Annotated in this window: 14 protein-coding genes; 11 read left to right on the plus strand and 3 right to left on the minus strand. The window is 61.9% G+C overall.

The annotated features are described in order from the left end of the window. Nucleotides 1-26 precede the first annotated feature (26 nt). From ACTHL0_RS11830 to ACTHL0_RS11845, 4 genes are all read left to right on the plus strand, one after another. The gene (locus ACTHL0_RS11830; protein ID WP_440566924.1) at nt 27-1160 is read left to right on the plus strand and encodes a mannitol dehydrogenase family protein; all 1134 of its coding nucleotides are present in this window, start codon (nt 27-29) and stop codon (nt 1158-1160) included. A gap of 23 nt (nt 1161-1183) precedes the next feature. After that, on the plus strand, nt 1184-2710 hold the full coding sequence (locus tag ACTHL0_RS11835; protein ID WP_440566925.1) for a UxaA family hydrolase: 1527 nt from the start codon (nt 1184-1186) through the stop codon (nt 2708-2710). A 63-nt stretch (nt 2711-2773) separates the two neighbouring features. Continuing rightward, entirely contained in the window at nt 2774-3115 is a 342-nt protein-coding gene (locus tag ACTHL0_RS11840; RefSeq protein WP_440566926.1) for an L-rhamnose mutarotase, read from the plus strand. Continuing rightward, nucleotides 3049-4761: a methyl-accepting chemotaxis protein gene (locus tag ACTHL0_RS11845; RefSeq protein ID WP_440566927.1), complete on the plus strand. Its 1713-nt coding sequence runs from the start codon at nt 3049-3051 to the stop codon at nt 4759-4761. Before ACTHL0_RS11840 ends, ACTHL0_RS11845 begins: the two co-directional genes overlap by 67 nt. A gap of 133 nt (nt 4762-4894) precedes the next feature. Here ACTHL0_RS11845 and ACTHL0_RS11850 read toward each other — a convergent pair whose 3' ends face one another. The 3 genes from ACTHL0_RS11850 to ACTHL0_RS11860 form a co-directional block, all read right to left on the minus strand. Continuing rightward, nucleotides 4895-5848 (minus strand): alpha/beta hydrolase family protein, encoded by a 954-nt coding sequence (locus ACTHL0_RS11850; protein WP_440566928.1) that lies wholly within the window; start codon nt 5846-5848, stop codon nt 4895-4897. Between the two features lie 158 nt (nt 5849-6006). Then, on the minus strand, nt 6007-7821 hold the full coding sequence (locus tag ACTHL0_RS11855) for a cobaltochelatase CobT-related protein (protein WP_440566929.1): 1815 nt from the start codon (nt 7819-7821) through the stop codon (nt 6007-6009). After that, nucleotides 7818-9050 carry an AAA family ATPase gene (locus ACTHL0_RS11860; RefSeq protein ID WP_440566930.1) on the minus strand — a complete coding sequence of 411 codons (1233 nt, stop codon included), beginning with the start codon at nt 9048-9050 and terminating at the stop codon, nt 7818-7820. The genes ACTHL0_RS11855 and ACTHL0_RS11860 overlap by 4 nt, the downstream gene beginning before the upstream one ends. Before the next feature lie 520 nt (nt 9051-9570). Between ACTHL0_RS11860 and ACTHL0_RS11865 the strand changes: the two genes are divergently transcribed. The 7 genes from ACTHL0_RS11865 (at nt 9571) to ACTHL0_RS11895 (ending at nt 15318) form a co-directional block, all read left to right on the plus strand. Continuing rightward, nucleotides 9571-10260: a sterol desaturase family protein gene (locus tag ACTHL0_RS11865; RefSeq protein ID WP_440566931.1), complete on the plus strand. Its 690-nt coding sequence runs from the start codon at nt 9571-9573 to the stop codon at nt 10258-10260. Nucleotides 10261-10381: 121 nt separating this feature from the next. Next, nucleotides 10382-11134 carry a methyltransferase domain-containing protein gene (locus ACTHL0_RS11870; protein WP_440566933.1) on the plus strand — a complete coding sequence of 251 codons (753 nt, stop codon included), beginning with the start codon at nt 10382-10384 and terminating at the stop codon, nt 11132-11134. Beyond that, nucleotides 11122-12075, plus strand: a complete 954-nt coding sequence (locus ACTHL0_RS11875) for a class I SAM-dependent methyltransferase (RefSeq protein WP_440566934.1) — start codon at nt 11122-11124, stop codon at nt 12073-12075. The genes ACTHL0_RS11870 and ACTHL0_RS11875 overlap by 13 nt, the downstream gene beginning before the upstream one ends. After that, a complete protein-coding gene (locus ACTHL0_RS11880) occupies nt 12072-13220 on the plus strand; it encodes a M50 family metallopeptidase (RefSeq protein ID WP_440566935.1) in 1149 nt (382 codons plus the stop codon). Before ACTHL0_RS11875 ends, ACTHL0_RS11880 begins: the two co-directional genes overlap by 4 nt. A 29-nt stretch (nt 13221-13249) precedes the next feature. Continuing rightward, the gene (locus ACTHL0_RS11885) at nt 13250-13423 is read left to right on the plus strand and encodes a hypothetical protein (RefSeq protein WP_440566936.1); all 174 of its coding nucleotides are present in this window, start codon (nt 13250-13252) and stop codon (nt 13421-13423) included. A gap of 87 nt (nt 13424-13510) precedes the next feature. Further along, nucleotides 13511-14443, plus strand: coding sequence for a DUF692 domain-containing protein (locus ACTHL0_RS11890; RefSeq protein ID WP_440566937.1), 933 nt, complete (start codon nt 13511-13513; stop codon nt 14441-14443). Then, entirely contained in the window at nt 14440-15318 is an 879-nt protein-coding gene (locus ACTHL0_RS11895) for a hypothetical protein (protein ID WP_440566938.1), read from the plus strand. The genes ACTHL0_RS11890 and ACTHL0_RS11895 overlap by 4 nt, the downstream gene beginning before the upstream one ends.

A 15318-nucleotide genomic window follows, 5' to 3' on the forward strand; every position in this document is an offset into this window, starting at 1 on the left:
GCCGTGGGACGTTCAGGATAGCCAGCATGAGTGAACCCATACTTCAGTTCGGCACGAGCCGGTTCCTCTTAGCGCACGTTGCGTTATTTGTCTCGCAAGCGCTGGAGCGCGGCGATGCGATCGGTGGCATCAGTGTCGTGCAGACCACCGGCAACCCCGCCAGTCACGCACGCGTTGACGCTTTGTCGCGGCAAGCCGGCTATCCGGTACGCATTCGGGGCAGAGAGCATGGCGACATCGTCGACAAAGTTGTCGTCGGCAATGCGATCCGCTCCGCATGGGTGGCCGATCGCGACTGGGCAAAAGTCCGCCGCGCAGCGATCGAAGATGTCAGGGTCATCGTATCGAACACCGGCGACACGGGTTATCGCCTCGATGACAAAGATTCCGTCGATATGCTTTCTGACGGCGGATCTGTGCCGCGCAGCTATCCCGCGAAGCTGCTCGCATTGCTGCATTCGCGTTGGCGCGAACGCGCTGGCGATGGCGTGTCGATTTTCCCCTGTGAATTGGTGGAGAACAACGGCGATACGCTGCGCGCGATCGTGGTCGGTTTAGCGACGCAATGGTCGTTGCCCGATGCTTTCATCGCGTACATTCGGGATCGATGTGTCTGGGTGAACTCACTCGTGGATCGAATCGTGTCGGAGCCGATCGATCCCGTCGGTGCAGTCGCCGAGCCATACGCCCTTTGGGCGATCGAGCGACGCGCGGGAATGGAGTTGCCCTGCACCCACGAGAGCATGGTTTTGACGGACGACTTGCGAACCCATGAGCGGTTGAAACTCTTTTTTCTCAACCTCGGCCATACCTGGCTGGCGGAGCAGTGGCTCACCGAGCAGCGCTCGATGTCCGAAACGGTGCTCGATGCGATGCAAGATTCGCGTATGCGCGCTGACGTCGAAGCGGTGTGGCAGGAGGAAGTCTTGCCCGTCTTCGAGGCAATGGGCATGCGCGTTCAGGCCGAAGACTACCTCAGCAGCGTTCGCGAGCGGTTCGGCAATCCCTATCTCGATCACCGAATTGCGGACATCGCGCAAAACCACGTGGCGAAGCTCAAACGGCGAGTACTGCCACTAATCGAACTGGCGCATTCGCTGTCGATGGAAAACGCTCAACCGCGCTTGCGTGGCTTGCTTGGCGCGCGTGGGCTCATCTAATAAACGAAGATTAGGCATCAATCATGACGGATCGGAGCGTTGTACTTCTGCACGGCGACGATAACGTGGCGGTGGCGCTGCGCTCATTGGCCCAAGGCGATGACGTCGACGTAGGCGGCCGTCGGCTGGGCGTGCTGTCGGATATTCCCGCCGGCCACAAGGTGGCGACCCGGGACATCGCCAGCGGTGCGAACGTGTGCAAATACCACCAAACCATTGGCATCGCGTTGCGAGACATTTCGGCCGGCGAGCACGTTCATGTGCATAACGTCGGTATGCCCGAGCAACACGAGCAGGGGCAGCCGCAGGCCGGGGTGGTCGTCCAGCGTGTCCGCGCCGAAGGCTCGGATACGTTCATGGGCTTCGAGCGATCCGACGGGCAGGTTGGCACGCGAAACTTCATCGGCGTGATCGCCAGTGTCAACTGTTCGGCCAGTGTCTGCCACGCGATCGCCGATGCATTCAAGGGCGATGCCCTTGCGTCGCTCGGGAATGTCGATGGCGTCGTGCCGATCACGCATCAGAGCGGATGCGGGATGTCGTCGACGGGAGACGGCATCGCGCTGTTACGCCGCACGCTCGTTGGTTACGCGAAAAGCCCCAATTTTGCAGGGGTGCTGCTCGTGGGCCTCGGTTGCGAAGTCAATCAGGTCGAAGCGATGACCGACATGTTGGGGCCGCTCGGCTCATGTCCGGTTCGAACGCTCGTCATCCAGGAAGAAGGCGGCGCGCGGGAGACGATCGGGCGCGGCATTGCGATTGTCCAGGAATTGCTCGACGTCGCGAATCGGGCAACGCGCACGAGGGTGTCAGCGTCGAAGCTGAAGCTAGGGCTGCAATGCGGTGGCTCCGACGGGTATTCGGGCATAACGGCGAACCCGGCGCTGGGCGTTGCCGTCGATCTGCTCGTGCGTAACGGCGGGACCGCGATCCTTTCAGAAACGCCGGAAATATATGGCGCCGAGCATTTGCTGACGGCGAGAGCCGCATCCAGTGCCGTCTCCGGCCGTCTGCTCGAAAAGCTGCGTTGGTGGGAGCGCTATGCGGCAGCGGGAGGCGGTGAACTCAACAACAATCCGTCGCCGGGGAACAAGGCGGGCGGAATTACGACCATTCTCGAGAAGTCGCTTGGCGCGGTATCGAAGGGAGGAAGCACGGCGCTTAGCGCGGTGTATGACTATGCCGAGCCGGTGCATGAGCCGGGCCTCGTGTTCATGGACACGCCGGGCTATGACCCGGTATCGGCTACAGGACAAATCGCGGGCGGGGCGAACCTTGTCTGTTTCACGACGGGGCGAGGCTCGGTGTTCGGTTCGAAACCCGTTCCGACGATCAAGGTGGCCACGACCACGGGGCTCTTCGAGCGGATGCGCTCCGATATGGATTTCAACAGCGGCCCGATCGTCGATGGAACGCTCAGTGTCGAGGAGGCCGGGGTGCAACTGTTTCAGCTGATGCTGGCGGTGGCGTCGGGGCAGCGGACCTGCAGCGAAATGAACGGCATAGGCGATCGCGAGTTCGTGCCCTGGATGCAGGGCAGCGTCATGTAGACGGCCATCGTGAGCCGCAATCTCCTCTAGTTGCATAACCGGTCATTCATAAGAGAAAGGACCATGCGTTACTGTCTTGCATTGGATCTGAAAGACGATCCCGAACTCATCGCCCGATACGAGGATTTCCATCGCGAGGTTTGGCCCGATGTGCTCAGTCACATACGCGAGCACGGGGTCACGAACATGGAAATTTATCGTCTGGGAACGCGTTTGTTCATGATCATGGACACGGACGATGCCCGCTACGATGCCGATCGAATGGCCCAGGGAGCGTTGAATAATCCCGTGGTTCAACAATGGGAAACGCTGATGTGGGAATTTCAGGCGCCCACGCCTTGGACACCGGCCGGACAAAAGTGGGTGCCGATGGATCGGATATTCGATTTGCAACAGCAGCGGTAGCGTGTCCGCGCATCACCAGAACCAGACAACAACGATATAGAGCGGGCGACGGGGAACCTATGTTGAAGCATCTCTCTTTTCGAATGAGCATTACGCTGGTCATCTCTGCGTTCTTTGCGATTTTGCTTATATCGATCCTGGCGGGTGCCGGGGCGCTAAAACTGAGCCACGACGCCTTGCGCGAGATGTATGAGAGGGATACGCAGTCGCTTGCGGCGTTGCAGACGAGCGATGCGGTGTTGCAGCGCGCTCGCATATCACTCGACAGTTATCAGGCGCTTTATGCGCTAGGTGATGCTCAACCGGATCTTCTGGCCGTTGCCCGTCGCGGGATCGCTGAGTCCGAGCGTTCGTTTGAGCGCTTCGTCCAATTGCAGGAAGCCGATCCGCAGGCACTGGCAGTGGCGAACCTATTGAAAGCACAGCGCCGCGCCGTGGTCGACAAGGTTGTGCTACCCGGTCTCCGGGCGTTGGAGAGCATGAATATCGGCAGCTTCAAGACGTTGCAGGGCAAGGAGTCGGAATTGCTTGCGAAGGTTTACGAAGCCGGTGTGAACGACAGGGAGCACGCTGTCGTGGAAGGGCAGGGCGCACGATATGCGCAAGCGCAGACGAGGTTTCGCAGGATGATCGGGCTGCTCGCGGCGACGTCGGTGGTGGCACTGGTGCTCGGCCTTTTTGCGAGAGCGATGCTGATACGCGTCGTTGTGCATCCTGTTTCCGAAACGATGACTCATCTACGGCGCATCGCATCTGGGGACCTGAGCGGAGAAATCCGAATCGAGTACCGCAACGAAATGGGCGCGGTACTCGCCGATCTCAAGGCGATGCAGGATTCGCTAGTCGCGATGGTGCGAAGTGTGAGAAACGGCACCGAAACGATTGGAGTGGGTGCGCAGGAGATTGCATCGGGCAACGCGGATCTATCGCGCCGTACCGAACTGCAGGCGGCGTCGTTGGAGCGTACGGTCGCAAACATGAAGCAACTGACGGACAGCGTCAAGACCAACGCTGAGCACGCGGATAAGGCCAGTCAACGCGCGCTGCACGCGTCAAGTACTGCCGTCGCGGGTGGTCAGGTGGTGAGCGAAGTGGTTCAGACGATGCAAGGAATCGCCGTTCATTCGACCAAGATCGCGGAAATCGTGCGCCTGATCGACAGCGTTGCGTTTCAGACGAACATTCTTGCGCTGAACGCCGCGGTTGAGGCGGCGCGCGCGGGTGATCTCGGACGTGGATTCGCGGTTGTCGCGCATGAAGTACGGAGCCTCGCGCAACGTTGCGCCGATGCGGCTAAGGAGATCAAGCTGCTAATCGATGAGACAGTCGAAAAAATTTCAGCAGGTTCCGCGCTTGCCGACCGCGCGGGAGAAACGATGAAAGACGTCGTGTCGTCGTTCGAAACCGTCAACGGGTTGACGGCTGACATTTGTTCCGCAGTCCAAGCGCAGAGCCTCAGCATCGCGGATATCAACGATGCCGTGACAAAAATGGATGTCGCCACGCAACAGAATGCGGCATTGGTCGAAGAGGTGAGCGCGGCGGCGACGTCTCTCGAAGGAGAGGCATCGGTGCTGACGGATGCCGTGGCGTTGTTCAAATTGGTCCCGATTGATGCAGTCCCGGGTGCAATGGCTAGCGTCTAAGCGAGAAGGCGTCCTACCCTCCGCGGCCGATTGGTATGCGTGCAAAGAACAACGTTTTCGCTTCGCCCGCAGATGGCCTTTGCCGGCGGGCGTTGTTGAGGTGCGGAGCTCGGGGGCGCGCACCGTCAGTGGGTCAGTTGTGTACCAGGTACTTCCGGAAGAAGGCCAATACGGCGGCGTCGAATTGCTGATGAAAGGCGACTCTGTCGAACCCATGTTTATCCAAGCATATCCTGGGAAGTCTCTTCGCCAATTCGGCCGAGCAAGGTGCAAGAAAGGCGAAGTGGCCCGCATCTCGCACGAGATGGTAGTGGGCCTTTATCGGTAGATCGTGATCGATCGCTGAAACGTAGTCAGGCATCACTTCGCCGCCGGTCTTGTCTTCTCCGCTCAGCTCCGATTCCCAAAGTTGAATCGGAATCTTTACGTCCTTCAAGCCATGTGTGTCGAACAATGGACCGAACGCAGGATCGGCGATGACAAGGGCCTTGACTCGCGGGTCATGCACGAGCGCTTGTGCTTGGATTTCATCGCCTTGCTGTTGGGCGCAGATGGGTTTCGGAAAGCCGTTCGCGCAGAACGCCGTCATCTTTTGGAGATTGGGGTCGCCGCCGGCGACAACCAGGCCCGTGTAACCGCCCCTCGAAAAACCGAAGAATCCTATGTTGTCGGGATCGAGCTTCTGATGATCGGGCCATGCGGTGAGCATGTAGTCGATCAATCTCTTGATGTCGGCTGGACGGTCCGTTAATGCGGCGAGGGTGTCGGCATGGCTCATATCGCCACCGCCTGAGTCGATTGGATGGTTGAGCGCAACCACAACGAACCCACCGTCCGCGAGTGCTTCCGCAGTGTCATGGTGACTGATGAAAGATCCTTGGTACCCATGCGAGATCACGATCAACGGTAGTTTCTCGCCCGACACCCTGCAGTCAGGTGTCGCGGGGAGCGTCGTTGTGCGGATTTTCACCTCACCCGCCGGCTCGAGACAAGGCGACCATACGGCTGCTCGGAGCATCGGAGCGCCGGCTTCGGCGGGCACTGTGATGAGACGAAAGCCGGCCGCATGGGCCAGTGTTGCGATCAAGCAGAAAGCGGATACGAGGGCTGTTCTTAAGATGGGCATCGTTCCTCCTCGCCGCGTGGGCTGCATACCCGTTACCTGCGTCAACGACAAGATCAGCGCGTTGACTCTGATTTGACCCTACGCTTGCTCAGCTACTGGAGGACGAGTTATCGGTTGGGCTACCGCTCAAGCAACATACGACTCAGCACACCGAACACCGTGGGCGCCAGCTCGGCGAGCCGGCTCACCACAATACTGTGCGGATAGAACGACTCCACCGCATCGGTCAGCACACCCACCCCGACAAGCTCGATGCCGCGTGCGCCAATCGCTGCGACACGTGCGCGCAAATCACTGCGCAGCACTTGCGGATCGCCGTCGCCCGTCGACGGGTAGCCGTCGGAGAACACCATCAGCACGCGGCGTGCGGCGCGCTGCTCGGCCAGCCGGGCGGCGGCCCAGGCCAGTGCTTCCCCGTCGGGATTCTCATAACCGCAATCGATGCAAGCAAGGCCGCTGAGCTCAGGCGAGCCGAAGCGTTTGTAGATCTTCAAATCGAGCCGTTCGACGAAACGGTTGTAGCGGCTCAGATCGGCGCCGGCGGTACGCTGGCGTTCGAGCAATGCTCGCATCGGCGCACTATCGACCGAGCTATAGCCGAGTACTTCGCATTCGAACGATAACTGCGTCAGCGCGTCGGCAAGCGCGGCCACACAGCGCTGAGCGAGCTCGATCTTTCTGCCCGCCATCGAACCGCTACGATCGAGCAGCAACGTGATGGCCACGTCGCGGCCCTTGATCGCATGCAGCTTGCGAAACGGTGTGCGGTAGCCCGGCGATGTCGCGAGCTTGGCCAGCGCGGCGCGATCGATCTCTCCCCGCTCCTGCTCGCGGCGCCAGCGGATGCGTTCGTCGGCGCTCAGCGCGCGTTCGAGCCGGTCTTGCAGTGACGCCGTTTGGGCGCGTGCGGCTTGCCGCAGTGCACGCCAGGCCGTGGGCTCGCCTGCGCCGGTCAGATCGGTTTCGACGTCGAACTCGGTAGCCAGCGGGACGGACATCTGTGGGCGGAGGCCGGCCTTGGCGCGATGAGATGCCCGGCCTTCCATGTCGCTCGCCTCGCGCGCGGCTTCGGCTTCATCGAGCACCGCTGCGCCGAGCGGTGAACGCCCCATGCCGACCGCTTCGTGCGACGAAGCGTCCGATGCGCGTCCAGGGGCTTCCGCCTGCCAGTCGTCAGTTGCAAGCGGGGCGTCGAGCGCGAACGTGTCGTCGAACGATTCGAACGTGGCGGCCGCCCGCTCGGTTTCGATATCTTCGGCGGCTTGCGTCGTGAACATCATATTGTTCGCGTCGCCGGCCGATAGCGCACGCACACGCGCAACGATCGCTTGCGCACGCTCGATGCTTTCCCGAGTCGAGCGACTGTTCCGCGCGGCATCGATCAGTTCGCCGGCCGCATGCAGGGCAGCGGTCAGTGAATGACTTTGCGCTTCGATCTCGCCCGGCGCTTCGTTCCACAGCGCGCGCTCGATGCGCCATACCAGGCGAGCGCGCCAATGCAAGCGTGGCCAGCGCTGTGCCGCTTGCCGCGCCCCATGCGCCCGCAGCGCGCCCAGAAACCAGCGCGCGCCGGGATAGCTTTCGATCAGCCTCAACGCGACGCGCTGGTCCTCAATGACTTGCGCGAGCTCGGCCGTTACGCCGGCGGGTTGCGCGGCGAGCGCATCGAGCGATGAATATTTCGCGCGAGCGGCGAGAAGATCCAAGTAGCCGACGAGCACATCTTTTTCCAGCGTTTCATCACCGGCTCGATCCGGTATCACAATGCGCCCCTGTTCGACGCGCGGGCCTTCGGGGCTGAAGGCGACCGAGACGCCATAGCTTCCGGTGATCACGCGCGCGATCTTGCCGAGCGTCGATTCGAAGCCGAAGCCCTCTTGCTCGCGCGCGACGTGTGCGGGACGGATAGGCCGTGCTGCCCGTGTCGTGCTCATGAGTCCGGTGCGATGTGGTGACGCACGATCGCGCGGATGAACGCCGCGTCTTCGGGCGCGACCTTCGCATAGATGGCGGGCTCGGCCGCGCGCTCGGGATCGCCGGTACGCAGCATGAGTTCGGCCCAGTCGATCAGACGCCGCGTCGAGAATGCGCTCGACAAGTCTTCGCGGACGAAGGCTGCCCGGCACTCGGCGGCGATGCGTGCCAGCGTGTCGGCCAGCGGCCGTGTCAGATGCGGTGCGAGCGTGCGCACCAACACGTCGGCTTCTTCCTCGGGCGACAGATAGTCGACCCGGTAGACGCGCCAGCGATCGAGAAACGCCTCATTCATGAGGTTGGCGCCTTGGTACAGATGCCGGAAGCGGCTCATGGCGCCGACGGCATTGGCCGTTGCGAACAGGCGAAAATCGGGATGCGGTTCGACGATCTCATGCCCTTTCTCTTTCAGCACAAGGCGTCCTTGCGGTTCGAGCACGGCGGTCAGCGCGGCCAGAATCGATGGCTCCGCGAAGTCGATCTCGTCGACGATGAGCCAAAGCCCCTCACGCATCGCCGTGGGCAGCACGCCGTCGACCCAGATCGTCTCGCCGCCTTTGACGGTCCAGAAGCCGACGAAGTCACCGGCTGTCGTCTGACCGTTCATATTCGAGCGCAACACGCCATAGCGTGCGCGGGCGGCTACCTGCTCGATGAAGCTCGTCTTGCCGGCGCCTGTGTGGCCGATCAGCATGACGCGCTTGTTCTCGAGGATATCCAGGACGATGTCCTCGAAGCGTGGCGAGAACAGATAGGCCGGATTGATGCGCGGCACGAGCGCATGACCGGCGCCGCAGGGGAACTCAATCGTGCCGATACGCACGTTGACGAGCGGGGAAGCGTCGCTGCCATCGCCGCTTTCGTTCCGATCCGACTTGGCAGGGCGGTACTGGGGGACCACGCGTGCAAGCTCGCTCATGAATGCGATACGCGCATCGGCGCTCTGTTCGTGCAGCGGTGCCTGCGCGTCAGAGACGAAGCCCTCCCGATGCCACTTCTTGAGCTTCGCACGCAGATTCTCAGCATCGACGACGAGGTCGATATCACCGAGTGTGTCGCCGATGCCTTGCTCGATGCGATACGTATGCGGACGATCTCCGATGGTGACGCGCCACCACTGCTCGCCCGCTTCGGTAGCACGTCGATAAAAGCCGAGCGAATCGTTTTCGGTCAATTCTGGTGAAGTCATGGTATTGCCCGGTAATTGTGACTGGGATTGCGTGGCGCATCGCTGTCAACTGACATAATTGGCAGATCAACCTCGATTTTATAGTAGGTCGATGCCCTGGGAATCAGCCGCTTCCGTTTCCACCTGGAAACAATTGAGCGAGCCCGGTAAGCGTCTTGCGCACCCGATGGTTAGTGTTTATCGTAGCAGCGCATATGCTTATCGGTTCTACACATATATCGAGCGTCCGAGGATTGGAGGCGACTCCATCGTTTTTGGCGATACATGGCCGCACGATCAGATGAGCGCTGCGAATGGCGTCGATTCATTTCAAATGCACTGCCCTGGCCTGAAGGAGGGTATTTTGAAATCCATTTTGCCTCAAACGATCAGCATGTCGTTGGTCGTTTCGGTCGGCGTCTTTGCGGCCTTCTTTATTCTTGAGCGAATTTTTCCTCGAATCATTTTCGAGGGAAATAGACGTAACCGTCTGGTCAATAATTTTGGCCTGGGAATTACGTATAAGCTCATATTTTCACCGATGGTCATTGCACCGCTCGTGCTCTATATCGTGCGCGATGTCCCCTATCGCCTGCATCGGCCCGACTGGTATCACGGCGTGCTCGCGCTCTTCATCGATTTTCTGATCCTCGATCTCACGCATTTTTTGCAGCATATGCTCGCGCACCGCATTCCGCTGCTGTGGCGCTTCCATGCCGTTCATCACATCGATGAGCATCTCGACGTGACGACAGGCATTCGCAATCATTTCGCCGAGAAGTTCTTCGCGCTCGCCACGAAGCTGCCCGTGCTCTTTCTCCTGGCGGTGCCGCCCGAGACCGTCGGGGCCTATGAAGCATTCGTGTTCTGCTATGGGGTCTTCCACCACAGCAACATCCGCCTGCCGGACCGGCTCGAGCAGTGGCTCGGCAAGGTGTTCGTGACGCCGCTTTATCACAACATCCATCACGGCCGCACGCAGAACTTCACCGATTCGAACTACGGCGCCATTCTCAGCGTGTGGGATTATTTCACCGGTACGCGCTGCGCCGTCACGCGCCGTCCTCCCGGCTTCACGAACGGGCTCGACGAGCATCCCGATTACTCGCTCGCGGGGCTTCATCTGCTGCCGTTCCTGCCGATCAGCGTCAAGCGCTGGGCCGATGCATGGCTTAGCGGCAAGCGTAGCCGCAGCGGCCAGCGCGACTTTCGCATCCAGCCGCATCCGTAGCGCCGGCCAATCAGTCTCTCGCACTTCCTTTTCCTTAGGGCCGTCCCAAGCCGCGTTGTTCCGACAGCGCGTCGGCAAGGGCGTGCCGCCTCGAAATCGAGCAGAAACGACAAAGGTGAGTATGGACACGAATCTGATGGACACCAATCTGAAGGTCGCCTCCGTCGGCGATTCGATCGTCACGGGCAACGCCGCATGGACGTTTGCCGGGGAGACCGCCAAGCACTTCGACGACCACGTGTCGAAATCGGTGCCGCGCTATGCGGAAGGTCACGAGCTCGTGGCGGAGATCAGCGATTTCTTCGTGAGCGCGCATTCGGTCTGCTACGAGCTCGGCTGTTCGACGGGGGCGCTCACCCGCAAGCTCGCTCGCCGCCATGGTCCCACCGCCAAATGGATCGGCATCGACGTCGAGCCCGACATGATCGCGCAAGCCCGCAAGACGGCCGCGAACGAAGCGGACCCGATGGCGAACGTGAACTTCCTCGTCGACGACATCAACTTGCATCCGTATGAGAAGAGCGACTTGATGGTCGCGTACTACACGGTGCAGTTCATCCGGCCGCGGCTGCGCCAGACGCTCATCGATAAGGTCTACGAGAGCCTGAATTGGGGGGGCGCATTCCTGTTGTTCGAGAAGGTGCGCGCGCCCGATGCGCGTTTTCAGGACATCGCGGTGGCGCTGTACAACGAGTACAAGCTCAAGCAAGGCTACGACTGCGAGCAGATTATGCAAAAGACGCGGAGCCTGAAGGGCGTGCTCGAGCCGTTCTCGACGGCAGGTAATGTCGACATGCTCAAGCGCGCGGGGTTCAGCGACGTCGTGACGGTGTTCAAGCACATCTGCTTCGAAGGTTTCCTATGTATCAAGTGAGCGAAACGAGCGAGGCGCAACAAGATCAGGTGCGCGCGTATCTGCGCGCCGTCGGTGTCGAGGACGACTACGAATGCGCCGGGCAGCCGTGCGATGTGTGCGGTGATGCGCACTTCTCCACGCTGGTGGACGACGTTGAAATCGGACAGGGACGGCGTTGGAAACTGCCCGTCGTCATGTGCGAGACGTGCGGCTTCGTCATGCAGAATCCGCGCTTCGAGCCTGCCTTTTACGACGCGTACTACCGCAAGCACTATCGCGTGAACCTGTTCGGCGCAACCGAGCCCGAGCGCGCCTTCATGGTCGATCAACTGCGGCGGGGCGAGCGGCTGCTTCAATCGTTGGAATCTTACTTGCCGGCCTCGGGGCGTTTGCTCGATGTCGGCTGCTCGGCGGGCGGTTTGATGGTGCCGTTCGCCAAGCGCGGCTGGGAAGTGCTTGGCACCGATCCGGACGCAGGCTATGCCGAGTACGGTGCCCGCCATCTGAAGCTCAAGATCGAGACCGTTGGCGCCGAGGATATGGTGCTGCCCGAAGCGCACTTCGATCTCGTCGTGATCACGGGATCGCTCGAACACGTGCATGACGTTAATCGCACGCTCGCGCTCTGTCGTCTTGCGAGCCGCGCCGGGGGACTGCTGTTCATCGAAGGGCGCGCGCTGCGCGGCGGCGTGGCGCTCGGTACATTCAGCCATACGCATCGGCGCTATCTGACGTTGCGCAGCATCGGCCTGTTGATGCGCAAGCATGGCTGGGAGCCGATTCTTTCGACCGACGAGCCGCTGACCGGGCCCACACGGCCGGGTGGCGTCTATGTGCTGGGCCGGGCGTGCGAGCCGTTGAGCGAGGAAGCGTTCGCCGCCGCGGCGCGCGAAGGCGCGGCCGAGGAGCGCACGGAAATGCGGGCCGTCGCCGCCATGCTGCCGGGAGCATGCGGTTGAACTCGGATATCGCTCAGCGGATCGCGGGCGGCTACACGCGCTTGCGCGAGGACCTCGACATCGAGTCCCTCGTCGAACCGGGGCAGCCCGAGCGCTTCGTGCTACGCGATCGCGATTCCGAGGAGTCGTTCGTCCTCGGCAAGCGCGAGCTGCTGGTCGCGCGCATGTTCGACGGGATGTGCTCGATCGATCGGATCGTCGAGCGGCTGCGTGAAGAGCACGCGGTGCGTGCGTCGACGGCGACCGTCAGGCAATTCGAAGAGCGCATGCTCGCACTCGGCATCCTGACCGATCCGTCGCGGCCGTCGGCTTCAAGCGCGGGCAAACCGCGCTCGCAATCGGCCGGCATTACCTACGGGCCGTTCAAGCGCGTGCTGATGATCACCTTGTTTCGCTTCGATCCGCACGACACGCTCGACGCGATGATGGCGCGCATGCCGTGGCTTGCGACGCGCACGGCATTTTGCGCGTTTGGCGCGCTCGTCGCGGCGGCGTGTGTGCTGCTCGGGTTGGACGGGCACGCGTTCGCGCACGATCTGGTATCGATCTATTCGTCGGGCTTCGCCTGGATCCCGATTCACTACGCGGTCGTGATCGCGTCGATCGTCGTGCATGAGTTCGGCCATGCGCTCGCTTGCCGCGCTTATCGCGTGCGCGTGACGGAGATCGGGGTAGCCGTTTATGTGGTCATCGCGACAGGTTGGGCGTGGCCCGTGCAGCGTGAATGGAGCCGCCTCGACAAGACGGCGCGGGCCGTGACGATTTTTGCCGGCCCATTTGCGAGCCTCGTGTTTGCCGCGGTGGCTGTCTTCGTCTGGGCATGGGCGGCACCCGGCAGCGCGGCGCGCTACGCTGCGACGGTCGCGATCGCGAGCCCGTCGATCGCGCTGATTCCGACGCTGCTGCCGATCTTCAACGGCGACGGCTACCTGGCGATGACCGAGCTCATGAATATGCCACGGCTGCGTCAGCGCGCCTTTTCGGCCTTCATGGCGCTCGTGCGCGGACGCCGCGTATCGCTCACGCGGCGCGAGACGCTGACTTACACGGCCATGGTCATCGGCACCCTGGGCGGCTGGCTCATCGTGTGGGCCAACGTCGCACGCATCGCGGTTTCTGCTGTGTCCGCTTTTCAACCCCACTGACTGTTTGTTGACTGTTGACGGAGGATCTCATGAACGACACGACCGTTTCCCAAGAGCAGAACCCGCTCGTAGCCGAGATGCAAGCGAGCGTCGCACCGCAGAGCGCGGGCACGGGCGAAGGCAAGCCAGCCGAAGCGCTGCAGGATTTTGAAGACTTTTCGCTCGACGATATCGAGGTGATCGAAAGCAAGGTCTTCGCGTGATGCGAACGCAGGCCCCCATGCCAACGCGCGTGTAATGCCGTTGCGCAAGCGCACCGAGCCTGGGGGCGTTCCCCTTTTGGAGCCATCATGACATTTGCGAAGCCGTCCGCCATCGGCGTCGGGCTGCAATACAACCCGGAGATCCTCGATTGGTTTCCCTTCGAGGACATGGAAGTCGACGTATTCGAAGTGCTGCTCGACAACCTGATGGGTCCGCTCGACGGTCCGTATCTGATGCGTCCCGCCGCACGCGAGCAACTCGAGAAGATTCGCGGGCGCGGCCGGTTGCTCGCGCATTCGAACTATGGCTGCGATTTCGGTTTTGCGCCGCTCGAGGAGACGGCTGCGCTGAGGCGCCACGTGCCGCTCGCCAAGGCGCTGGGCAGCCCGTGGGTGGCCAACCACTGCTTCTATGGCGATCACTCGTGGCTCGACATCTGGAGCAGCCCCATCCAGTTCTCGACCGCAGAGATCGAACGCTGCGCCGCCCGCGCCGCGGCCGTGCAGGAAGCGTATGGCATGCCGCTCGCGCATGAGAACGCGGCCTACTATATGCCGACGCCCGGCGCACAAATGCGCGAGGCCGAATTCATGGCACGGCTCGTCGAACGCTCGGGCACATTCCTGCATCTCGATCTGCACAACATCTATACGAACTCGGTGAACCTCGCCGGGTTCTCATGCGCCGATTACCTCGACACGATTCCGCTCGATCGCGTGATCGCGATCCATCTCGCGGGCGGCAGCTGGTATGGGGGCAGTTATCACGACTGGCACGACAGCAAGGTGCCGGAGCCCGTATGGGAACTGCTGGAAGAGGTGCTGTCGCGCGCCGAGCCGGCTGCCGTCATCCTCGAATTCCAAGGGCAGGCGCATCACGACGGGACGCGCGTGCTGGGCCAATCGACGGCGCAGGCCGATCACGACATGATCGCGGGCGATCTCGCCCGTGCGCGCGAAATCTGGAATCGCCATAACGGCGCGCGGCACGACATGTCGACGATGGCGGAGCAAGCATGAACGCGAACTTGAACGCACAAACGGTCTGGCTCACCTGGCGCCGCATCATGTGCGAGCAGCCGCTCGCCTCTGCCGTGCTCGCGGGCCGGGTCGATGACCTGCAGCAGCGCTTCTCGCTGACCGACGACGAATACGCGGTCGCGCGCGAATACGCAAACGAAGCCTCGGGTGCGCGCTGGTTCGTCGAGAACTATCGCTTCCGCATGCGCAATTCGTTCCTCAACGCGCTGGAAAACGGCGCGCCGTTGACGCTGCGTGCGTTGCTGGCTGACGGCCATGACGTGCACGAGCTTGGGGCGGGGTTCCTGGATACGGTGGGTTGGCGTGACTACGGCCCGTTCGTCTATACCTACTGCGCTGAGGCACTGGCCTTTCTGCGCAATGATGCGGCCGCGGTACGCCTGCCCGGCATGGCCGATTTGATGGGACTCGAAGCGGCCGCCGTGACGATGCTGCGGCGCGTGGGAGCCCTCGATGAAGCGGCGCGCAAGCAAGCCACGGGCAGCGCGAGCGCATCGGCTGGGCAGTTCGACGATGCGAGCATCGTCTGGGTGCGTTCGCCGTATTGCGAGCTGTATCGCTCATCGACGCAGCTCGCGAAATGGCTGCGCGAAAAGGGCACGCTCGGGCGCGAGCCGCTGCCGGCAGTGCCGGGTGTGTACGTCGCGTACTACGTCGACGATGAACGCGCACACCGCTTCGGGATGTTGCCCGAGCGCGCCGCACAGATTCATGACGCGCTCGTTCAGCCCGCCGATCGCGCGGCGCTGAACGCGCGGCTGGCCGCACGCGGCCTGGCACCGGTTACCGACGCTGATGCGCGCGCATTCGAGCTGCTGCGTCAGTGTCGCGCCATTGACGTCTCGCGGGGATAA

Source organism: Trinickia sp., from assembly GCF_051961175.1.
In the GTDB taxonomy this organism is placed as follows: domain Bacteria; phylum Pseudomonadota; class Gammaproteobacteria; order Burkholderiales; family Burkholderiaceae; genus Trinickia.